The 21,535-nt window shown below is 63.4% G+C and carries 21 protein-coding genes; 12 read left to right on the top strand and 9 right to left on the bottom strand.

The genetic code is table 11. The annotated features are described in order from the left end of the window. The first annotated feature begins 39 nt into the window (after window positions 1-39). The 6 genes from livH (at window position 40) to L6D80_RS27360 (ending at window position 6,199) form a co-directional block, all read left to right on the top strand. Window positions 40-963 carry a high-affinity branched-chain amino acid ABC transporter permease LivH gene (gene livH, locus L6D80_RS27385; RefSeq protein WP_054899486.1) on the top strand — a complete coding sequence of 308 codons (924 nt, stop codon included), beginning with the start codon at window positions 40-42 and terminating at the stop codon, window positions 961-963. Next, a complete protein-coding gene (locus L6D80_RS27380) occupies window positions 960-2,216 on the top strand; it encodes a high-affinity branched-chain amino acid ABC transporter permease LivM (RefSeq protein ID WP_054899485.1) in 1,257 nt (418 codons plus the stop codon). The genes livH and L6D80_RS27380 overlap by 4 nt, the downstream gene beginning before the upstream one ends. Then, on the top strand, window positions 2,213-2,980 hold the full coding sequence (gene livG / locus L6D80_RS27375; protein WP_054899484.1) for a high-affinity branched-chain amino acid ABC transporter ATP-binding protein LivG: 768 nt from the start codon (window positions 2,213-2,215) through the stop codon (window positions 2,978-2,980). Before L6D80_RS27380 ends, livG begins: the two co-directional genes overlap by 4 nt. After that, window positions 2,981-3,682 (top strand): ABC transporter ATP-binding protein, encoded by a 702-nt coding sequence (locus tag L6D80_RS27370; RefSeq protein WP_054899483.1) that lies wholly within the window; start codon window positions 2,981-2,983, stop codon window positions 3,680-3,682. Between the two features lie 131 nt (window positions 3,683-3,813). Continuing rightward, window positions 3,814-4,488: a COG3650 family protein gene (locus L6D80_RS27365; protein ID WP_054899482.1), complete on the top strand. Its 675-nt coding sequence runs from the start codon at window positions 3,814-3,816 to the stop codon at window positions 4,486-4,488. Between the two features lie 103 nt (window positions 4,489-4,591). After that, complete coding sequence (locus tag L6D80_RS27360; protein WP_176514993.1) at window positions 4,592-6,199, top strand: NAD(P)/FAD-dependent oxidoreductase; 1,608 nt, start codon at window positions 4,592-4,594, stop codon at window positions 6,197-6,199. Window positions 6,200-6,275: 76 nt separating this feature from the next. Here the strand turns inward: L6D80_RS27360 and L6D80_RS27355 are convergent, their stop codons facing one another. From L6D80_RS27355 to dinG, 6 genes are all read right to left on the bottom strand, one after another. Beyond that, a complete protein-coding gene (locus L6D80_RS27355) occupies window positions 6,276-6,740 on the bottom strand; it encodes an outer membrane lipoprotein (protein WP_054899480.1) in 465 nt (154 codons plus the stop codon). Window positions 6,741-6,914: 174 nt separating this feature from the next. Continuing rightward, window positions 6,915-7,562, bottom strand: a complete 648-nt coding sequence (gene pdxH / locus L6D80_RS27350; protein ID WP_054899479.1) for a pyridoxamine 5'-phosphate oxidase — start codon at window positions 7,560-7,562, stop codon at window positions 6,915-6,917. Between the two features lie 19 nt (window positions 7,563-7,581). After that, window positions 7,582-8,562 (bottom strand): OmpA family protein, encoded by a 981-nt coding sequence (locus tag L6D80_RS27345; protein WP_054899478.1) that lies wholly within the window; start codon window positions 8,560-8,562, stop codon window positions 7,582-7,584. Between the two features lie 99 nt (window positions 8,563-8,661). Beyond that, window positions 8,662-9,807: a serine hydrolase domain-containing protein gene (locus tag L6D80_RS27340; protein ID WP_054899477.1), complete on the bottom strand. Its 1,146-nt coding sequence runs from the start codon at window positions 9,805-9,807 to the stop codon at window positions 8,662-8,664. A gap of 145 nt (window positions 9,808-9,952) precedes the next feature. Next, window positions 9,953-12,190 carry a beta-galactosidase gene (locus tag L6D80_RS27335; protein WP_176514991.1) on the bottom strand — a complete coding sequence of 746 codons (2,238 nt, stop codon included), beginning with the start codon at window positions 12,188-12,190 and terminating at the stop codon, window positions 9,953-9,955. Window positions 12,191-12,271: 81 nt separating this feature from the next. After that, window positions 12,272-14,416 carry an ATP-dependent DNA helicase DinG gene (gene dinG, locus L6D80_RS27330; RefSeq protein WP_054899475.1) on the bottom strand — a complete coding sequence of 715 codons (2,145 nt, stop codon included), beginning with the start codon at window positions 14,414-14,416 and terminating at the stop codon, window positions 12,272-12,274. A gap of 98 nt (window positions 14,417-14,514) precedes the next feature. Here dinG and L6D80_RS27325 point away from each other — a divergent pair, with 98 nt between their 5' ends. Beyond that, entirely contained in the window at window positions 14,515-14,979 is a 465-nt protein-coding gene (locus L6D80_RS27325) for a CopD family protein (RefSeq protein ID WP_054899474.1), read from the top strand. Window positions 14,980-15,027: 48 nt separating this feature from the next. Here the strand turns inward: L6D80_RS27325 and L6D80_RS27320 are convergent, their stop codons facing one another. The 3 genes from L6D80_RS27320 to L6D80_RS27310 all read right to left on the bottom strand — a co-directional run bounded on the left by L6D80_RS27320 (window position 15,028) and on the right by L6D80_RS27310 (window position 16,951). Next, a complete protein-coding gene (locus L6D80_RS27320; RefSeq protein WP_054899473.1) occupies window positions 15,028-15,786 on the bottom strand; it encodes a hypothetical protein in 759 nt (252 codons plus the stop codon). Further along, on the bottom strand, window positions 15,779-16,054 hold the full coding sequence (locus tag L6D80_RS27315) for a DUF1145 domain-containing protein (protein WP_054899472.1): 276 nt from the start codon (window positions 16,052-16,054) through the stop codon (window positions 15,779-15,781). Before L6D80_RS27315 ends, L6D80_RS27320 begins: the two co-directional genes overlap by 8 nt. A 204-nt stretch (window positions 16,055-16,258) precedes the next feature. Then, the gene (locus tag L6D80_RS27310; RefSeq protein WP_054899471.1) at window positions 16,259-16,951 is read right to left on the bottom strand and encodes a PA1041 family peptidoglycan-binding anchor lipoprotein; all 693 of its coding nucleotides are present in this window, start codon (window positions 16,949-16,951) and stop codon (window positions 16,259-16,261) included. 159 nt (window positions 16,952-17,110) lie between these two features. Between L6D80_RS27310 and L6D80_RS27305 the strand changes: the two genes are divergently transcribed. The 5 genes from L6D80_RS27305 to L6D80_RS27285 all read left to right on the top strand — a co-directional run bounded on the left by L6D80_RS27305 (window position 17,111) and on the right by L6D80_RS27285 (window position 21,414). After that, window positions 17,111-17,605 carry a DUF6231 family protein gene (locus L6D80_RS27305; protein ID WP_054899470.1) on the top strand — a complete coding sequence of 165 codons (495 nt, stop codon included), beginning with the start codon at window positions 17,111-17,113 and terminating at the stop codon, window positions 17,603-17,605. 2 nt (window positions 17,606-17,607) lie between these two features. Beyond that, window positions 17,608-18,084: a YchJ family protein gene (locus tag L6D80_RS27300; RefSeq protein ID WP_054899469.1), complete on the top strand. Its 477-nt coding sequence runs from the start codon at window positions 17,608-17,610 to the stop codon at window positions 18,082-18,084. Window positions 18,085-18,086: 2 nt separating this feature from the next. Next, window positions 18,087-18,563, top strand: coding sequence for an LEA/WHy family protein (locus L6D80_RS27295; RefSeq protein ID WP_176514990.1), 477 nt, complete (start codon window positions 18,087-18,089; stop codon window positions 18,561-18,563). A 7-nt stretch (window positions 18,564-18,570) separates the two neighbouring features. Then, window positions 18,571-18,771, top strand: a complete 201-nt coding sequence (locus L6D80_RS27290; protein ID WP_060477824.1) for an SEC-C metal-binding domain-containing protein — start codon at window positions 18,571-18,573, stop codon at window positions 18,769-18,771. A 201-nt stretch (window positions 18,772-18,972) separates the two neighbouring features. Then, window positions 18,973-21,414, top strand: a complete 2,442-nt coding sequence (locus tag L6D80_RS27285; protein ID WP_176514988.1) for a penicillin acylase family protein — start codon at window positions 18,973-18,975, stop codon at window positions 21,412-21,414. Window positions 21,415-21,535: the final 121 nt, after the last annotated feature.

Below are 21,535 nucleotides of genomic sequence, written 5' to 3'. Positions count from 1 at the left end.
CGCCAGCGAAATGCACATCAGGTTTTTAGGAGCGCTGTAATGCCTGAGATCTACCATTTCTTCCAACAACTGGTTAATGGATTGACCATCGGCAGCACCTATGCCTTGATCGCCATCGGCTACACGATGGTGTACGGCATCATTGGCATGATCAACTTCGCCCACGGCGAGGTGTACATGATCGGTTCCTACGTGGCCTTCATCGCCCTGGCGGGCCTGGCCATGATGGGTATCCATTCGCTGCCGATCCTGATGACGGTCGCCTTCGTCGCGACGATCTTCGTCACCAGTGCCTATGGCTACAGTATCGAACGGGTCGCTTACCGCCCCCTGCGTAACAGTAACCGTCTGATCCCGCTGATTTCCGCCATCGGCATGTCGATTTTCCTGCAGAACACTGTCTTGCTGGCACAGGACTCCAAGGACAAATCCATCCCCAACCTGATCCCTGGGAGCTTCTCCTTCGGCCCGGGTGGTGCTGAAGAGGTCCTGATTTCCTACATGCAGATCCTGGTGTTCGTGGTCACCCTGGTGGCCATGACCCTGCTCACCCTGTTCATCTCCCGTTCCCGCCTGGGCCGCGCCTGCCGCGCCTGCGCCGAGGACATCAAGATGGCCAACCTGCTGGGCATCAACACCAACAACATCATCGCCCTGACCTTCGTCATCGGCGCCGCACTGGCGGCGGTGGCGGCCGTACTGCTGAGCATGCAGTACGGGGTGATCAACCCCAACGCCGGTTTCCTGGTGGGCCTCAAGGCATTCACCGCAGCCGTGCTGGGCGGCATCGGCAGCATCCCGGGCGCGATGCTCGGCGGGCTGGTGCTGGGCGTGGCCGAAGCCTTTGGCGCCGACATCTTCGGTGACCAGTACAAGGACGTGGTGGCGTTCGGTCTGTTGGTTCTTGTCCTGCTATTCCGGCCGACCGGCATTCTGGGCCGCCCGGAGGTTGAAAAAGTATGAACAGAAATCTCAAACAGGCGTTTTTCAGCGCCTTGCTGGTGTGGGCCGTGGCCTTCCCGGTACTGGGCCTGAAGCTGAGCATCGACGGCATCAGCCTGTCGGTCCACAGCCAGGGCTCGTTCACCATCAGCGTCATCGCCGTGTGCTCGGTGCTGATGTTCCTGCGCGTGTTGTTCGACAAACAGTGGAGCTCGGTGATGGGCCGCCGCTCGGATCGCAAGCTGATCCCGCCGGCGGTGAGCAATTACCTGACCCTGCCCCGTACACAACGCTGGATCATCATCGGGCTGATCCTGGTAGCACTGGTCTGGCCGTTCTTCGGCTCGCGCGGTGCGGTGGACATCGCCACGCTGATTCTGATCTACGTGTTGCTGGGCCTGGGCCTGAACATCGTGGTCGGCCTGGCGGGCCTGCTCGACCTGGGTTATGTCGGTTTCTATGCCGTCGGCGCCTACAGCTATGCGATGCTGTCCCATTACCTAGGCTGGAGCTTCTGGGTCTGCCTGCCGATTGCCGGCCTGATGGCCGCCACCTTCGGCTTTCTGCTCGGCTTCCCGGTGCTGCGCCTGCGGGGCGACTACCTGGCGATCGTGACCCTGGGTTTTGGCGAGATCATCCGCCTGTTCCTGCGTAACCTTACCGACTGGACCGGCGGCCCCAACGGCATCAGCAACATCCCCAAGCCGGAGTTCTTCGGCCTGACCTTCGAGCGCCGCGCCGCCGAGGGGATGCAGACCTTCCATGAGTTCTTCGGGCTGGAATACAACTCGATCAACAAGGTCATCTTCCTCTACCTGGTCGCCCTGCTGTTGGCCTTGCTGGCGCTGTTCGTCATCAATCGCCTGCTGCGCATGCCGATTGGCCGTGCCTGGGAAGCCTTGCGCGAAGACGAGATTGCCTGCCGTGCATTGGGCCTGAACCCCACTGTGATCAAGCTCTCGGCCTTCACCCTCGGCGCCTGCTTCGCCGGTTTCGCCGGCAGCTTCTTCGCCGCGCGCCAAGGCCTGGTAACGCCGGAGTCGTTCACGTTCATCGAATCGGCGATCATCCTCGCCATCGTTGTGCTCGGCGGCATGGGCTCACAACTGGGCGTGATTCTCGCGGCCATCGTGATGATCCTGCTGCCGGAACTGATGCGTGAGTTCAGCGAGTACCGAATGCTGATGTTCGGTGCGCTGATGGTGTTGATGATGATCTGGCGTCCGCAGGGGCTGCTGCCTATGCAACGTCCACACATGGAGCTGCGTCGATGAGCCGCGAAATTCTGCAAGTCAGCGGCCTGAGCATGCGCTTCGGCGGCTTGTTGGCGGTCAACGGCGTGGCCCTGACCGTCAAGGAAAAACAGGTGGTGGCGCTGATCGGCCCCAACGGCGCTGGCAAGACCACCGTGTTCAACTGCCTGACCGGCTTCTACAGGCCAAGCGGCGGCACCATTCTGCTCGATGGCCAGCCGATCCAGGGCCTGGCCGGCCACCAGATCGCCCGCAAGGGTGTGGTGCGGACCTTCCAGAACGTGCGCCTGTTCAAGGAAATGACCGCGCTGGAAAATCTGCTGATCGCACAGCACCGCCACCTCAACACCAACTTCTTCGCCGGCCTGTTCAAGACCCCGAGCTTTCGCCGCAGCGAGAAGGAGGCCATGGAGCGCGCGCAGTACTGGCTGGAAAAGGTCAACCTGACCGAGTTCGCCAACCGTACCGCCGGCACCCTCGCCTACGGCCAGCAACGCCGCCTGGAGATCGCCCGCTGCATGATGACCCAACCCCGGATCATCATGCTCGACGAACCGGCAGCCGGCCTGAACCCGAAGGAAACCGAAGACCTCAAGGCATTGATCGCCTACCTGCGCGAGTCGCACAACGTCACCGTGCTGCTGATCGAGCACGACATGAAGCTGGTGATGAGCATTTCCGACCATATCGTGGTGATCAACCAGGGCACGCCACTGGCGCACGGCACACCGGAGGAAATCCGCGACAACCCTGACGTGATCAAAGCCTACCTGGGGGAAGCGTAAATGCTGAAGTTCGAGAACGTTTCCACCTTCTACGGCAAGATCCAGGCACTGCACAGCGTCAATGTGGAGATCAACCAGGGCGAGATCGTCACCCTGATCGGCGCCAACGGTGCCGGCAAGTCCACCTTGCTGATGACCTTGTGCGGCTCACCGCAGGCGCACAGCGGCAGCATCAAGTACCTGGGCGAGGAACTGGTGGGCCAGCCTTCTTCGCACATCATGCGCAAGAGCATTGCCGTGGTGCCGGAAGGCCGCCGCGTATTCGCTCGCCTGACGGTCGAGGAAAACCTCGCCATGGGTGGTTTCTTCACCGACAAAGGCGACTATCAGGCGCAGTTGGACAAGGTGCTGCAGTTGTTCCCGCGGCTCAAGGAGCGCTACAACCAGCGCGGGGGCACCATGTCCGGCGGCGAGCAGCAGATGCTGGCCATCGGCCGGGCGCTGATGAGCAAGCCCAAGCTACTGTTGCTCGACGAGCCCTCGCTGGGCCTGGCGCCGATCATCATCCAGCAGATCTTCGATATCATCGAACAGCTGCGCCGCGATGGTGTGACCGTGTTCCTGGTTGAGCAAAACGCCAACCAGGCGCTGAAGATCGCCGACCGTGCCTACGTGCTGGAAAATGGACGGGTAGTGATGCAGGGAACGGGTGAGGCCTTGCTGACCGATCCGAAGGTGCGTGACGCGTACCTGGGTGGTTGACTGAAAAAGGGCCTTCGGGCCCTTTTTTCTGCCCAAGGGAAGCGCACTGCCGGTGCCGGCCCTCTTGTGATCGCCGCCCGGCATGCGTACCGTGGCCTGCACTTCATGCAAGCATCCCGGAGCCCCGCCCCATGCGCCTCACCCCTTCCCTGCTGCTCACTGCCCTGCTACCCCTGTTCGCCGGCTGCCAAATGCTGGCCGACCAGCCAAGCGACCCGAACATCGGTACCTCGCGCATGCAGGGTGAACTGAGCGCCGGCGGCGGCCAGTTGCTGTTCAAGCCCTGCGGCGAGGCTCGTCGCTTCGTGATCAACGACGTCGCCGGTACCGGTATCCTGCAGGAAGCGGCGAACCTGGCCCATAACGCCAACGACAAGCTCTTCGCCGACGTGCGCGGCCGCCTCACCGGCAGCAAGCAGGCCAACAACGATGGCCAGCTCGAGGTCCGCCGCCTGTACCGCCTGGAGCCGTCCACCCGCGCTTGCGACGACCCCAACTTCAAACAGCTGACCCTGCGCGCCAGCGGCCATGAGCCGGAGTGGGACATCAAGGCCAGCGGCAAAGGCATGGTGCTCAACCGTGTCGGCAAAGAGCCGTTGCCACTGCCCTTCCTCGAAGAGGAAGTGCCCGGCGGCGGCCTGACCCTGTCCAGCGAAGCGAACGGCGAGCACGTGGAACTGTGGGTCGCGCCACAGCGTTGTGTCGACGGTGCCACGGGCGCCGTGCGTCACTTGCGCGCCGAACTGCGCATCGATGGCCAGACCCTGCAAGGCTGCGGCTACTATGGCGGCGCGCGGGACAACTGATCGTCGGGCACTTTTATCCTGCCAGTCGGGGCGGCGAAACGCTTATACTTGGCGGTTTGTGTAAAGCCGCCGGCCGCCCATGGCCGGGATACTGGACCCTGCCATGCTACGAATCACCGAACTGAAGCTGCCCCTGGACCACCCCGACGAAGCGCTGCGCGAGGCCATTGTTCAGCGCCTGGGCATCAGCGATGAGCAACTGCTCAGCTTCAACCTGTTCAAGCGCAGCTACGATGCGCGCAAGAAGAACAGCGAGCTGCTGTTCATCTACACCATCGACCTGGAGGCCAGCAACGAAGCCGAGTTGCTCGCCAAGTTCGCTGACGATCGCAACATCAGCGTCGCCCCCGATGTCAGCTACAAATTCGTCGGGCATGCCCCGGCCAACTTGCAGCAGCGCCCGATCGTGGTCGGCTTCGGCCCTTGTGGCATCTTCGCCGGCCTGTTGCTGGCACAGATGGGCTTCAAGCCGATCATCCTCGAGCGTGGCAAGGAAGTGCGCCAGCGTACCAAGGACACCTGGGGGCTGTGGCGCAAGAGCGTGCTCAACCCCGAGTCCAACGTGCAGTTCGGTGAAGGCGGCGCAGGCACCTTCTCGGACGGCAAGCTGTACAGCCAGATCAAGGACCCGCAGCACCATGGGCGCAAGGTGCTGGAAGAATTCGTCAAGGCCGGGGCGCCAGACGAAATCCTCTACATCAACAAACCGCATATCGGTACCTTCCGCCTGACCGGTATGGTCGAGCAGATGCGCCAGGACATCATCGCCCTGGGCGGTGAGGTGCGCTTCCAGGAAAAAGTCACCGACCTGCTGGTCGACAACGAACAGCTCACCGGCGTCGTGCTCGAGAGCGGAGAACAGCTGCAATCGCGGCATGTGGTCCTGGCCCTGGGCCACAGCGCACGCGACACTTTCCGCATGCTCCATGCCAAGGGCGTGTTCATGGAAGCCAAGCCCTTCTCCATCGGCTTCCGTATCGAACATCCACAAACGCTGATCGACAAGGCGCGCCTGGGCAAGTATGCCGGCCATCCGAAACTGGGCGCCGCCGACTACAAGCTGGTCTATCACGCCAAGAATGGCCGCTCGGTGTACAGCTTCTGCATGTGCCCCGGCGGAACTGTCGTGGCCGCCACCAGCGAGCCGGGCCGCGTCGTCACCAACGGCATGAGCCAGTATTCACGGAACGAGCGCAATGCCAACTCCGGCATCGTTGTCGGCATCGACCCCGAGCGTGACTACCCGGGTGGCCCCCTGGCCGGCATCGAATTGCAGGAGCGCCTGGAGACCCACGCCTATGTGATGGGGGGCAGCAACTACCAGGCACCGGCGCAACTGGTGGGCGATTTCGTGGCTGGCAAACCTTCCACGGCCCTGGGTAGCGTCGAGCCGTCGTACAAACCGGGGGTGACCTTGGGCGACCTGGCGCCGAGCCTGCCGGACTTCGCCATCGAAGCGATCCGGGAAGCGTTGCCGGCATTTGACCGCCAGATCAAGGGTTATAACCTGCACGACGCGGTGCTGACCGGCATTGAGACACGTACGTCCTCGCCGCTGCGCATCACCCGGGGTGCGGATTACCAGAGCCTGAACCTCAAGGGGCTGTTCCCTGCCGGCGAAGGCGCAGGTTACGCGGGCGGCATTCTTTCGGCCGGTGTTGATGGCATTCGCATTGCCGAAGCGGTCGCGCGGGACATCCTCGGCCTGTAAGGCTTGCCAAGGTACAGACAAAATAAAACCCCGAACCGGCGCAACCGGTTCGGGGTTTTATCTGGGAGCAGTGCGATCAGTGCGTTACGCGGCTGGTACCGTCTACGGTCATGATGCGCACGCGCTCACCCACGCGGAAGATTTCGTTCTGCTGCACAGCCTGTACATAAGCACGCATGCTGCCATCGTCTTCACGCACGGTGATTTCCACACCTTGGGTGCGGGTCAGGCCTTCCTCGGCGGCAGAGCCCGCCAGGCCACCGGCTACGGCACCGATCACGGCGGCAACGATGCTGCCACGGCCGCCCCCGACAGCGCTGCCGGCAACACCACCCACGATGGCACCAGCACCACCGCCGATCGGGGTTTTGGTGCCTTCGATCTTGACTGGACGCAGGGATTCGATAGTACCCATACGTACGGTCTGCACGCGACGGGCCTCATCACGGGAGTAACTGTCACCGGTCAGGCTCGAGGCACAGCCCCCCAGCAACAGCGACATGGTGGTAAATGTCGCCACCAGCAAAGCGGATTTACGCATGGGTAAAATCTCCATAAGTCAGGTATCCATTAGACGCTGCGCGGTGATGACTGTCACGGCGCAGACGTAACAAAATTATTTTCATTCAGCTCAGGTACAGCCTGCACGGGCTGTACTGGGGGCCTTGAACTCAGACCAAGAATAGCCACCGATTGCTTAATCGCAGTCGTCAGCTCACGGGGCCAAGCGCTCACGAAGCCATTGCCCGTCGACGAGGCGGTAGTTCAAACGGTCATGCAACCGGCTGGCCCGCCCCTGCCAGAACTCGATGCGCTCTGGCAGCAGACGATAGCCGCCCCAATGCTCAGGGCAATGCGGCTGGACGTCAGAGAACCGCGCCTCGGTAGCCTTCACCAGACCTTCCAGTTCTTCGCGACCGGCTATCACCCGGCTCTGCGGCGAAGCCCAGGCCCCCAGGCGGCTCCCTAGCGGGCGCACTTGGTAGTAATCGTCCGATTCCTTGGCCGTTACTTTCTCTACCCGTCCCTCGATCCGCACCTGACGCTCCAGCGCCGGCCAGAAGAAGGTCATCGCGGCGAAAGGATTGGCCTGCAGCTGCTGGCCCTTGGCACTTTCGTAGTTGGTGAAGAAGGTGAAACCACGTTCATCGAGGCCCTTGAGCAACAACACGCGGCAATGGGGGCGGCCCTCACCGTCCACAGTGGCGATGGTCATGGCGTTGGCCTCAACAGGCGGCTGCTCGGTCTTTACCGCGTCGGCAAACCACCGGTGGAACAAGGCGAACGGCTCACCCGGGGCCTGGGCTTCAGCCAGGCCATCACGGGTGTAGTCGCGGCGCATATCGGCCAGGGATTGGGTCATGGCTGCGTTTCCTTGACGATCAGTTGGTCTTCGCAGGGGTGTTGGCAGCTACGTTCTTGTCGGTGGCAGCTTTTTTGGCTGCAGGCTTGGCCGGCGCCGCTTTTTTCTTGGCAGTGGTCTTGGCCGCTGGTTTGGCCGCCGCCTTCTTCGCCACAGGCTTGGCAGCTGCCTTGGCGGCGGGCTTGCTCTGGGCAGCCTTGACGGCCGGGGCTTTTGCATCCTGAACGGCAACCATCGACGCCGGCGTCGGAGCCGGGGTGGCCTGCTGATATTTGGCGAGCAAGGCGACCATGGTGTTCTGTGGGGTCAACAGCATTTCCACGCGACGGTTCAGCGCGCGGCCTTCGGCGCTGTCGTTGGCGGCCCGTGGCATAACCGAGCCCATGCCCTTGAGGGTCAGGCGGTCACGTTGCAGGCCACTCAGGCGGAAGATGGCCGACACCGAAGCCGCGCGCTCCAGGCTGAGTTTCTGGTTGGCGGCAGCAGCACCGCTGCTGTCGGCATGGCCCAGGACCAGCACGGCAGTCTTCGCGTCACCTTCGACGGTCTTGGCCACGCGGGTGATCGGGCCAAGGCTCAGGGGCAGCAGCATGTTCGGCCGGTCCGGGTTATACGAGCCATCGACCGGGATGGTTACCGCCAGCACGTTGTCGCGGCGCTCCAGCTCCAGCTTGCTGTCCTTGATGGCTTCACGCAGCTTAGGCTCGTATGCGTCCAGCCAGGCCTGGGTCGCCTTCTGGTCGATCTGCGGCACCGCCGCCACATTGGCCTGCTTATCGTCACCACCAAACGGCCACCACCAGCGGCTGGCGCTTTCCGACTTGGCATCAGCCTTGGCGACGTTCTCATTAACGGCTTGCTTCACGTCCTGCTCGGCAACCTTGTCCGAACCGAAAGGCCACCAACTGCTACCGCCCTTGGAAGCGTCCTGGGAGTGGCTGGCGCAGCCGGTAACAGCGGTCAGGCACAGGGCGAGTGCTAAGGTTTTATGTGAAGACATCAGCGATACACCATGAAATAGAAAGGAATTTTGCCCGCGCACTTCAGGCGTTGGCATTGAGGATAGTCAAAGGGGGCGCGCAATACCCGCGTTACCCGATCAAAGGCACGTGCCAAGAACGCGCACCAGTTGCTGGGCTCTTGGATCCATGAGCACGTAAGGGCCGAGGGTATTGACCACGAAACCGAAGGCCACATCGTGTTCAGGGTCGGCGAAACCGACCGAACCACCCGCACCAGGATGGCCAAACGCGCGGGCGCCGAGGCCGAAGGTGGCGTTGGCCACATCAGGTTGGTCGAGCATGCAGCCCAGCCCGAATCGAGTCTGGGTCAACAAAGTACGGTCCTGGCCGAGGCTATGTTCGCGGGTCAGCTCGTCGAGCAGTTCGGACTCCAGCAGGCTGCCATCCAGCAGTCCGGCGTAGAACCCAGCCAGACTGCGGGCATTGCCGTGGCCGTTGGCGGCCGGTTGTTGCATACGCCGCCATTCAGGTTTGTTGGTGCTGGTAAGGATCGCAGGCGGATTGGTGAACGCACGGGTCGTCAGCGCCTCGGGCTCACGCAGGGTCACCTGCAGCAAGCGCTGGGCCGCAGCATCACCGGGGTTGCCTTTGCCGCGGGCGATATGTGCCACGCGATGAAACTCGTCATCCGCCAGGCCGACATGGAAGTCCAGCGCCAGTGGCCGCGCAGTGCGGGCGACGATCGACTCACCCGGGCCACGGCCGTCTGCGCGACGGATCAACTCGCCAATCAGCCAGCCATAAGTAATTGCGGCATAGCCGTGTTCGGTGCCGGGCACCCACCAAGGGGTTTCGGCGGCCAAGGCATCGACCATGGTTTGCCAGTCATACAGGGCGTGTGCCGGGAGTAGCTCGCGGATGGCCGGTAAACCGGCGCGGTGGCTGAGCAACTGGCGCAGGGTGACGGTTTCTTTGCCTGCCTGGGCAAATTCGGGCCAATAGCGCGCCACCGGGGCATCCAGGGCCAACTTGCCCTCGCCCACCAGCTGCAGTGCAGTGACGGCTGTGAAGGTCTTGGTGCAGGAAAACAGGTTGGCAATGGTATCGCTGTGCCAAGCCTGCTGGCCATCCTTGTCGGCACTACCCGCCCAGAGGTCAATCACGGTTTCTCCACCGACCTGGATGCACAGCGCTGCACCGCGCTCCTGGGGATCATCGAACAGTGCCGCGAACGCTTCACGTACTGCTTCGAACTTCAGCTCATAGTGACCCTGAATCTGCACCCGCCTGTTCTCCGTACGACCTTGCTGACAAAGGCGTGCATTGTTTCAGTACTTGGCGCTTTTGCCTACTGGGCAGGGCTGGATGGTCACCGCTGCGAGTACCCAGCCGTATCGCGAAAAGGGGGCGCACAGCGCCCCACGGCATTCAGGGTGCCTTTTTCTCGACTTCGCTTCGCAACTGACCAACGGCCGCGAGGTTGCTCTTGCGCACCGCCTCGACAAACCCTGGATACGGCACATCGGTGATTGCCACCAGCCCCAGGTGCCCGTTTTCACCATCGAGCAAACGCCCGCTGGCTGGCTGATCGAGGTACTGGAACCAGTGCGCGCCAACAATCATGGGCTGCGCTAGCGCCGCCTTGAGGAAGTTGCCATAAGCAGGCCCACGGTCTTCCTCGCGCGCCACCTCCAGCGGCCCAGGCCAGAACGGCCCACGGTCACGGGACCCGAACTGGAACTCAGACACCAGCACCGGCTTGTCCAGTTCGGCCAGGCGGGCGAAGTCGTAACCATCCTCAGGCTTGAGGGTATAGAAATTGAAACTCAGCACATCGCAAAACTCGGCGCAGGCCTTGACCGCTTCCGGCGTGCTGACGGCATAGCGGCCGCCGAGCAGCAGGTGGTTGGGGGCATGCCACTTCAGCGAATCGGAGATGGTCTTGAAGTAGGTTTGCGCGAACACCTGCTGGAAATGCTGGTAGTCACGCTCGATTTCGGGATGCTCCGGGCTGGGCAGCGGTGCCTCGAACCCTGGGTCTTCCATCAACTCCCACGCCTGCAGGTCGATACCCCAGGCTTTGGACAAGCCTTCCTGGTTGCGGTACTTGTCGCGCAGTTGCTTGAGAAACGCACGCTTGGCCGGCACATCGGTGGTCAGGCGCAGGGTGCCATAGGCCAGGCCATAGCGTGCCCGGGGGTCGTTACCTGGGGCGGCCCACGCTAGTTCATTGTCGGCGAAGTAACCAATCAGCCAGGGGTCATCACGGTGGTCACGAGCGGCGATAGCCACGGCGCGCTCGGTGGCCATGGCAAAGCGCGGGTCGAACGGGTCGGGCATCCGCCCCCACCAGTCCATCCCGGTGCTGATGCTGGCGTAGTCGCCAACGATCGACAGCGGCAGTGTATAGGGCAGGCGCTTGGCCTGGGCCAACGCAGGGTCGCTCCAGTTGCCTAGGGTATTGAACCCCCAGGCCTGCAGACGATCAAGCGTATGCGCCTGCCAACGGGCGGCATCCAGGGCCAGTGGCGGGCAGGGTGCTGCGCCCGGCTCCTGCGTACTCGCCGGGCAGGCCTTACCGTACGTGCGCTGGATATTCGCCGCATAGAAATCGAACCAGCGCCCCTGTTTGAAACCACGCCCTTGCGACGAGGCATTGCCATCGTCGTTATTGCCTTTGCCATAGAAAGCCGCCAGTGCATCCCCTTCCCCTGGCAGGGTGGCAAACATGCCCTCGCGGCCCTCCACATAGGTACGCCCGCCATCGGCAGCTACGGCATTGACGCCCAGCGAAAAGAATGCGTGGCCATCTGGTGTTACCAGGTACCAACGGCCCTCACGTTTCTCTGTACGGAAAAAACCCTTGGCCTCGAACCCAGGGCCTGCCAGTACGCCACCATAGGTGTCCAGCTGCTGCTTCTGCTGCTCGGCCAACCAACCCTTCAGTTGTTGCTGCTCGCGCGTGTCAGCGGCCTTGAACTGCTCGTCGTTGACGATCTTTTCCGGCCAACGACCCCGCGTGGACTGGCCGTAGGCGTCGATCAGGCCACGGTAGGCTGCCTGGTAAGCCTGGTCATCGTCCTGGACAGCGACTTTTTCGATCAGCAGGTTCTGCGCCACCTTGGGGCTGGGAATGCTGAGGCTCACCGAGACCACTTGCTTGAGGTCGATCTCACCGGCGCTACTGGTCAGCAGCAGGCGCTGCCCTTCATACACCCAGGGCATCGGTGGGCCGGCGCGCATGCCTTGGCTCAACGGCGAACTGGCCTTCAGCGGCACCATGACGGTCTGGGCAGGCCCTGCGGGCAGGTCGATGCGACTGGTCAGGGTGCGCCCATCGCTGCCCAATACCGTGACATCGACCGTCAACGCCCAGTCCATGGCACTTTGCAGGCGCAGCGTGAGGAACTGCCCGGCAGACCAGTCCCATACACCCGTTTGCGGGCTGAGGCGCAGGGTCGGACGCTCGACCGGGTTGAATACGACCCGCCTCAATACTTCACCTTCGGTGGTCTGCTCCGCATTGTATTGCGGCATGCCCGTGCCCTCGGTCGCCACATTGACGACTGAAGCCGGGCGCACAAAGCTGAACAGCGTCTGTTGCCCCGCCAGCAGCGGCGTGCTGAACAGCAGGGTGAGTACCACAGGCAAGGTGCGGCGAATCATAGGGCTGGGGCTCTCCTTCGGGGCCCTCGTGAGCCCTTGACCGAGTATTGGACAACGGGCCGGCGCATCATGCGCCGGCCGTCAGGAAATCTCCCGCCGGAACGGCGGCAGCGCATTGAGGATAGCCTTGCCGTAGCGCTGGGTGACCAGGCGCCGATCGAGCAAGGTGATGACGCCGCGGTCCTGCTCGGTACGCAGCAATCGACCGCAGGCCTGAATCAGGCGCAGCGAGGCGTCGGGCACGGCAATTTCCATGAACGGGTTGCCGCCCCGGGCTTCGATCCACTCGGCCAGCGCCGCCTCGACCGGGTCGTCAGGCACGGCGAAGGGAATCTTGGCGATGACCACATGCTCGCAATAGGCCCCAGGCAAGTCGACACCCTCGGCAAAACTGGCCAGGCCAAACAGCACGCTATGCTGGCCGTCATCGACCCGGGCCTTGTGTTTGTTGAGGGTTTCCTGCTTCGACAGGTTGCCTTGGATCAATACCAGCTTGCGCCAGTCGCGGTCCAGGCCGTCGAACACCTCCTGCATCTGTTTGCGCGAGGAAAACAGCACCAGCGCGCCACGGGCATCCTCAACGATGCCGGGAAGCTCGCGGATGATCGCGGCGGTATGCGCCGCAGCGTCGCGGGGGTCGGCGTTGAGATCGGGCACGCGCAACAGGCCAGCATCGCCGTGCACGAATGGGCTGGGCACCACGCAGGTAATAGCATCACGGGGCAAGCCCGAGCGCATGCGGAACCGATCGAATTTACCCAGCGCCGTCAGTGTTGCCGACGTGACCAACGCACCGTGGGCAACGCTCCACAGGCTGCGACGCAGCATCTCGGCCGCGAGGATGGGGCTGGCATTGACCTCGATATCGAACAGCGCACCGCTTTCGGCCAGGGTCAGCCAGCGGGCCATGGGCGGGCTGTCTTGCGGGTCTTCGGCGGTGAACGCCGTCCACAGTTCCCAGTTGCCCTGTGCCCGGGTTACCAAGCTGCCGAACAAGGGGTACCACTCTTCGGCCTGGTGGCTGGCGATACCGATGTTGACCTCTCCGTCCATGCCCTCTTTGAGCAAGTCGGCCAGGCGGGTGAACAGATCGTTCAGGCGTGCAAAGCCCTTTTTCAACTCGATGCCGACTTCGCGGATCTGCTCGGGGACCACGCCCCCTTCGAAACGGTAGCGGGGGCGCTCGCGGCCTTCGGTGTCTTCGCTGGGGCGGAAATCGGCCACCTGCTCGCACAAGGTGAACATGAACTGTTGCTGGGTGCGAATTTCCCGCGCCAGCTCCGGCACCTGTTCGATCAGTTTGCCGAGGTCGCCCGGCAAGGGGTGCTGGGCCAGCAGCTTGGTCAGGTTCTTGGCGGTCTGTTCCAGCCATTCGGCGGTGGAGCGCAAGCGCGAATAGTGGGCGAAGTGGCCGATGGCCTTGTCTGGGAGGTGGTGGCCTTCGTCGAACACGTACACGGTGTCGCGCGGGTCGGGCAGCACCGCGCCGCCGCCCAGGGCCAGGTCGGCCAGGACCATGTCGTGGTTGGTGACGATCACATCGACCTTGCCCATGCCTTCGCGGGCCTTGTAGAACACACACTGCTGGAAGTTCGGGCAATGACGGCCGGTGCATTGGCTATGGTCGGTGGTAAGGCGTGCCCAGTCCTGATCTTCCAGGGCCTCGGGCCAGCTATCGCGGTCACCGTCCCAACGATTGCCGGCGAGCTTCTCGATCATGCTGTTGAACAGCTTCTGGCTGCGCTCGTCGACCTCGATATGAAAGCCCTCCTCCTCGAACAGCTGGGCGGTGGCCGACTGCGCATGGCCCTCCTGCAGCAGGATGTCGAGCTTGGACAGGCACAGGTAGCGGCCACGCCCCTTGGCCAGGGCGAAGCTGAAGTTAAGGCCGCTGTTGCGCATGAGGTCAGGCAGGTCTTTGAAGACGATCTGCTCCTGCAGGGCCACGGTGGCGGTGGCGATCACCAGGCGCTTGCCGGCGGCCTTGGCAGCCGGAATCGCAGCCAGGCTATAGGCGACCGTCTTGCCGGTACCGGTACCGGCTTCCACCGCCACGACGGCAGGCTCGCCGGCACGGCGGCCTTCGTCGTCGCAGGCGATGTCGCCGAGCACCTTGGCCACTTCGGCGATCATCAGGCGTTGGCCATAGCGCGGTTTGAGGCTCTTGGCTTCGAGAAAACGCGAGTAGGCGCCCTGGATGGTGGCTTTGAGTTCGTTGCTGATCATGGTCTGCAGGCGCCCGAAGGGCTGGATATATTTTCAGTGTTTCGCATGGGGCGGCTATCATACCCCGCTATTGACCTTTGTGCCGCATGGAGATCCGGATGCTTGCCTTTGCCCTGCCCTATACACTGCACGTTCTGGCCGCCCTGGTATGGGTAGGCGGGATGTTCTTCGCCTGGTTGGTGCTGCGCCCGGCAATGGTTGCAGCCCTTGAAGGGCCTGCACGGCTACGCCTGTGGGTGGAAGTTTTCCGACGTTTCTTCGGATGGGTCTGGCTGGCTGTGGCCGTTCTGGCGATAAGTGGTATCGGCATGTTGCACATGCGCTTCAGCGGCCTTGAGACAGCACCCAGGTATGTTCAGGTGATGATCGGCGGCGGCATCGCCATGTTTGCCCTGTTCATGCGCATTCAGGCGCTGCTGTTGCCGGAACTCAAGGCGGCGGTGCAGGCCGAGGACTGGCCAGCGGGGGCGGCAGTGCTGGGGCGTATTCGCCGAATGGTCGGGGTCAACCTGCTGCTGGGCCTCGCGGTGGTGGCGGTGGCCAGTTCGCGCTTGATGATGTAAACCCTGGCGGTAGCGGCCCCTGGCCGAAACAGGGGCCCGCTGAAGCACTCACAACCGCTGCAGAATCAGCTCACCCGCGGCCCCCGCCAGCCCAGGTTGGCCAGGCTGCCCTGGGCGGCCACTGGCCCCGGCATCGGTGCGATAGACCAGGCAACCCTTGCTCGCGCCACCCTTGCCCGGCTTGCCAGCAGCACCAGGTTTGCCGGCTACGCCGCCGTCCAGGCGCACTAGAATACGGTCTTCAGGGAAGTCCTGTGGCACGCTCAGGCGGATTCGCCCACCCGGTGCGCCATCGTGCCCGTTGCCACCATCGTCGCCATTGGCGCCGCGACCGGCACGGCCCCAGGTGCAGCCGCCCGCCTGACCGTTGGCGCCATCGAGCCCGACGTAACCCGGAGCACCAGCACCGCCACGGGCGTCGATTGCCAGGCGCTCGGCATCCACAGCATGCAGCCGCAGGTCCAGGCTACGACCGGAGCGGGCCGCTCGCTGGTAGGTGCCGGGTGCGCCCGGCGCGCTGATTTCGCTGCCCTCGCCTAACCGTGCGCTGCGCGCTTCGATGTGCAACGCGTCGTCCGACGGAGCAATGGCAATCCGCGCGTCACGCCCCAACTCCAACTGGTCGATCTTCAGCTCGGTCAACGTGGCCGGCAGCAGCAACGTTGCCGAGTCGGCCACGCGCAGATGCTCAAGGTGCACGCTGGCCGACTTGTTAGGCAGGCGGAGCATGGAGTGTGATGCAACGTCCAGGCTCTGCGCCTGGGCAAAAGGCGCGGCCATCGCCACCAGCAATATCAATTTACGCACGGCGAGGCGCCTCCTGAGGACGGGGAATGGACATGACATGGAAGATACCGGTCAGCAGAATTTGCAGCCGGTCGAACCAGCGGTGGCTGCGCCCTCGCAGGCTGCCATTGAAAAACAGCACTTCAAGAACGTGCAGGCACAACAATGCAATGCCTGTGGCATTGATCAGCAAATTGAACGGCAGTGGCTGCGGCATCATTACGTTGAACAGCGCCACACCCCAGAAAATGACAGTCAGGACCTTGCCCAGGCCCAGGATGAACTTCATACCCCGCCCCTTTCTGTCTCTTTATTGTTATGCCAACGCGCCCGCACAAGCGAGCCGCGTAGCCAACAGTACCTGCATGCCTGGGTCCGCGCCAGAGCCGCTGCCTGGCCTTGGCTGGATGAGGTGTTGGGCAAGGCAGGCCGCAACTGGCCTTCAGCAGTAAAGACACGCCCGCGCCACTTCTCAAGACGCGGGCGCAGGCCGTCAGCGCTGGATCTTGATCTCGGTGCGACGGTTCATCGAACGGCCATCGGCCGTGGCATTGTCAGCCACCGGCTGGGTTTCACCGGCACCTACTACCGAAACAAAGCTGGCGCGCGGCACCCCGCTTTCCACCAGGTAGTCGGTCACCGAATGGGCGCGGCGCTCGGACAGTTTCTGGTTATAGGTGTCGGAGCCCACACTGTCGGTATGGCCGGTAACGCTCAGGCGAGCGCTCGGTGCCTCCTGCTTCAACCGGGTAGCGATAGTGTTCAGGCGCTCCTTGTCGGCGGCGGTCAGGCGGGCTGAGTCGAACTCGAAGTGTACGTCGCGGATGACGATGACTTCTTCCTTCTGTACGACGACTTCCTCGACCACGGGGGCAGGCTCCGGCGGGCAGCCATTGGCATCGACCTGCACGCCGCGCGGTGTACCCGGGCACTTGTCACGGCTGTCCGGCACGCCATCACCGTCCTCGTCACCATCGCCATGGGCCCAGCAGTAGCCTGCAGCCAGGCCGCCGCCCAGCAACGCGCCCCAGCCGGCCCAGCTGGAACTTTCGAAGGCACCCAGGGCGGCGCCGCTCACACCCCCGACGGCAGCACACTTCGGCCAGTCGGTTTTTTGCAAACCTGCACAACCAGTCAACACACTGGTGAGCAGTACCAGGGGTATCGCTGTGCGTACTATGCTCATTTCGTAGCTTCTCCTAGGGGGAATCGGCATAAGGCCGATCTCTGGCAGTAAAGACCTTGCCTTTCATCCCTGCCAGCAATAAGCCACGACACAGCCATCTGCCTCTTTGCCCACGGGCGACAGCCCGCTAGTCTTGGACGATCAGAACGAGGATTGGCAATGACCGACGGTTTTTCCCAACGTACCCCCCAGCAGGCGCTCGCGGCCTTGCTCGAACGCGTTACCCCGCAACGGCTGCTGCTGGTCGGTACACGCTTCCCGGCCCTGGATGCCTTTGCCCAGGCTCACCCTCAGGTCGCGATCGAAACCTGCTCGCCAGGCCCGCTGCCGGCCGCGCTCGCGGCGCAGCGCTTTGACCTGGCGGTACTGGTGGACTGCCTGGAACACCTGCCCAAGCGCGCCGGGCTCGAACTGCTCGGCGGGATTCGCAACCTCAACGCCAGCCGCGTCGCCGTGCTGGCTGACCTGCCCGCCTGTGGCTGGCAAGACACCGACTTCTTCGCCCTGGCGCTCTCGGCCAGCGAGAAATTCCGTCGTGACCAACAGGTATTGAGCTTGTTCACCTATGATCTACATGACTACAAGCAGGTCCCGGACTGGCTGAACGCCAAGTTCTGGGCCAACCCTGAAAATTTCGGCAAGTACTGGTGGTGATGATGAGTGTCTCGGTTTGCCCGTGTGGCAGCGGTAACCTGCTCGACGCCTGCTGCGGGCACTACCACGGCGGTACCCCGGCACCAGACGCACAGACGCTGATGCGCTCGCGCTACAGCGCTTACGTGCTGGGCCTGATCGATTACCTGGTGGCCACCACTTTGCCCGCCCAGCAGGCCGGGCTGGACCGTGCGGCAATGGCCGCCTGGAGTGCCCAGAGCACCTGGCTGGGGCTGGATGTGGAGAGCGCCGAGGTGCTCGGCGGCCAGCCTGAGCATGCGTTCGTCACCTTCACCGCACGTTGGCATGATCAAGAGGGCGATCACCAGCACCGTGAGCGATCCGCTTTCGTGCAACACGACCGGCGCTGGTACTTCATCGACCCGACTGTCGAGCTCAAGGCCGGTCGCAATGACCCATGCCCTTGCGCCAGCGGGCAGAAGTTCAAGAAATGCTGCGCCAGTTACGTGGGTAACTGACCATGATCGCCCTGGCCCGCCTGTTTCTGCTCAGCATCCTGCTGACGCTGCTGGCGGGTTGCGCGATGTGGGGGGGCAGCGACTGGCGCGAACCTGAGGTGCACCTGGTCAAGGTCGAAACGGTAAAGGCACGTTTGCTGGAGCAGGAGTTCGTGTTGCACCTGCGGGTCGACAACCCTAATGACAGCCGTCTGTTCATCCGCAGCCTGGGCTATTCGATCTGGCTCAACGACCTGTTGCTGGTGGAGGATGAGGCCAGCATCTGGCGCAGTGTCGGGGGCCATGCCCGGCGCACGTTCAAGATCACTGCCCGAACCAATCTCTGGCAGCACCTCAAGCCGTTGGCCAAACTGCTGAAAAGCGAAAAAACGTTGCAGTACCGGTTGCAGGGAGAGCTGGAAACCGGGCTGTTCATCCACCGGGACCTGCACTTGTCGCGCAGTGGTGAGATAATCCCCGGCGATTTCATACCGGAGTAGCACTGCAATGACCCAACAACCCCATGTTCATGGCCCGGACTGCAACCATGGCCATGATCACCACGACCACGACCATGGCCATGTACACGGCCCACACTGCAACCACGGCCATCAGGAGCCCGTGCGCAACGCCCTGAAGGACGTCGGCCGCAACGACCCGTGCCCGTGTGGCAGCGAGAAGAAATTCAAGAAGTGCCACGGCGCGTAAGCGGCTTTCTGCCCTGAACGGCCACAGCACCTGACGGGCATCCATGCCCGTCACCTCCCTGTGCAAGGCCGGCACGGCCGCTGCTGAAGGCAGCTGAAGGTACCGCTCGTAAATAAAGCTTCGCCGCACCTTGCACGGCGTCTGCGCGCTCACTACCTTAGCGCCTTTCAACCCCCGCCACGCCCTGCAGGAGCCCTTGTCATGGCCGCCCCCGTCCTTCCTCCCTTCCGCCCACGGTTCGCTACCGCTGCCACGCTGCTCGGCATGCTCGGGCTCGCTGGCTGTCAGATGGGTGGCTATCAGGACAGTGTGCCCCCGACCACTGGCGTGCAACCACTCAAGGGCCTGGCGCAGAACGTGTCGGTACGGCGCAACGCCATGGGCGCGCCATTGATTGAAAGCAGCAGCTTCCACGACGCCCTGTTCAGCCTGGGGTATGTCCATGCCGGTGACCGTATCGAGCAAATGGTTGCCATGCGCCTGCTCGCCCAAGGCCGCATGGCAGAACTTGCCGGTAGCGAGGCGTTGGACATCGATCGCCTGATGCGCGCCGCCAACCTCAAGCAAAATGCGGCCCAGCTGTATGCCGACGCCTCGCCACGGCTCAAACGCTTCTTCGAAGTCTATGCCCGCGGGGTCAACGCTTACCTGTTCCGCTACCGCGACAAGTTGCCGGCCAACCTCGCCAGCAGCGGCTACCGCCCGGAATACTGGAAACCCGAAGACTCGGCGCTGATTTTCAGCCTGTACGCCTTCAGCCAGTCGGTGAACCTGCAGGAAGAACTCAGCGCCCTGGCCCTGGCGCAAAAGGTCGGCAGTGACAAACTGCCCTGGCTGCTGCCTGGCGCACCGGATGAGCCGCTGGCAGAAGCCGAGGTGGAAAAGCTCAAAGGGCTGAACCTGAGCAGCCAGTTGCCCGGCCTGCCGGCCCTGGCCGCGGCCAGCCAGAAACTTGCCGACCTCGACCTGCTCGGCAGCCCGGGCTCGGCCAACCTCGCCCTGTCACCACAACGCAGCCGCAGCGGCAAAAGCCTGCTGGCCAGCGACAGCCGCGCGGCCTGGGCCTTGAGCCCGGTGCAGATTCACACCAGCAAGTATCAGGTCGCCGGCCTGTCACTGCCGGGCCTGCCCATCGTACTGGCGGGCTACAACGGCAAACTGGCCTGGAGCAGCAGCGCAGTGATGGCGGACAACCAGGACCTGTACCTGGAGCAACTGCGTCACCAGGGCAACCAACTCAGCTACCTGGCCGATGGCAAGTGGCTACCGGCACGGGCACGCAGCGAGACGTTCTTCGTGCGCGGCCAGCGCCCGCTGCGAGAGGTGATGTATGACACCCGCCACGGTACCCTGCTCGCCCAGCCAGGCAACGCCAGCCTCGGCCTGGCCCTGAACCTGCCGCAGCTCAAGGGCGATCGCAGCCTCGACGCACTGTTCGACCTGACCCGTGCCCAGACGGTGGAGCGCGCTTTCGACAACACCCGCGAAGTCGGCGCCGCCGCGCTCAACTTCGTCTTTGCCGAACCGCAGCACATCGGCTGGCAGGTCAGCGGCCGCTACCCCAACCGCCGTGAAGGCCAGGGCCTGCTACCGTCGCCTGGCTGGGACGGGCGCTATGATTGGGACGGTTATGCCGACCCGATGCTTCACCCTTACGACCAGGACCCGCCTGCCGGCTGGATCGGCCATGCCAACCAGCGCAGCCTGCCGCGTGGCTACGGCATGCAGCTGTCCAATACCTGGTACTACCCGGAGCGTGCCGAGCGCCTGGGCCAGCTGGCTGGCAACGGCCGCCACGACAGCCGCAGCCTGATGGCCCTGCAGAACGACCAGGTGACGCTGCTGGCCGGCAAGCTCAAGCAGATGTTCGACGCCCCCGGCATGGCCCAGCCACTTCAGCAGGCCATCGACAACCTGCCTGCCGCCCAGCGTGACAAGGCCCGCGAAGCCCTCGCCCGGCTCAAGGCCTTCGATGGTCGTTTGAGCCCGGTGTCGGCGGATGCAGCGCTGTATGAACTGTTCCTCCAGGAAGTGACACGGCAAACCTTCCTCGACGAGCTCGGGCCCGAGTCTAGCCCGGCCTGGCAGGCGTTCGTCAGCAACGCACGGTTGTCCTACTCGGCCCAGGCCGACCACCTGCTTGGCCGCGAAGACAGCCCGTTCTGGGACGATCGCAGTACGCCGCAGAAAGAGGACAAACCCACCATCCTGGCCCGCAGCCTCGCCGCAGCCGTGGACGCAGGTACTGCACAACTGGGTGCCGACCGCCGCGCCTGGCAATGGGGCAAACTGCACCAGTACCGCTGGCCTGCCCCGGCCTATCACGGCCTGGGCGATACCCTGAGCCGCTCCGCGCAGGCAGCAGGTGGCGACTTCAGCACCCTTGCCTTGACCCCTTATGCCTGGGGCAGCAACTTCGACACCCGGCTGCCGGCCTCGGCGCGGATGATCGTCGACTTCGGCCAGGCCGAACCCTTGCAAGTGCTGACCAGCAGCGGCCAATCCGGCAACCCGGCAAGTGCACACTTCAGCGATGGGTTGGATGCCTGGTTCAAGGGACGGTTCATGAGCCTGCCCCTGCAACCGCAAAACTTTGGCCGCGCCTATGGCAGCCAGCGGTTGACCCTGGCGCCCGGTCGATAATCAGGCCAGAACAAGCCGCCAGCGATGGCGGCTTTTTCGTATCCAGGCGGCCGGTTGCGCGGGAAACCGTTCGAACTTCCTGATTCATGCTCTGCTCCTAACAAAAAGGCCACAGAACCCG

Source organism: Pseudomonas ceruminis (assembly GCF_021602025.1).
Taxonomy (GTDB): domain Bacteria; phylum Pseudomonadota; class Gammaproteobacteria; order Pseudomonadales; family Pseudomonadaceae; genus Aquipseudomonas; species Aquipseudomonas ceruminis.
This window is presented reverse-complemented; position numbering and strand designations above follow the sequence as displayed.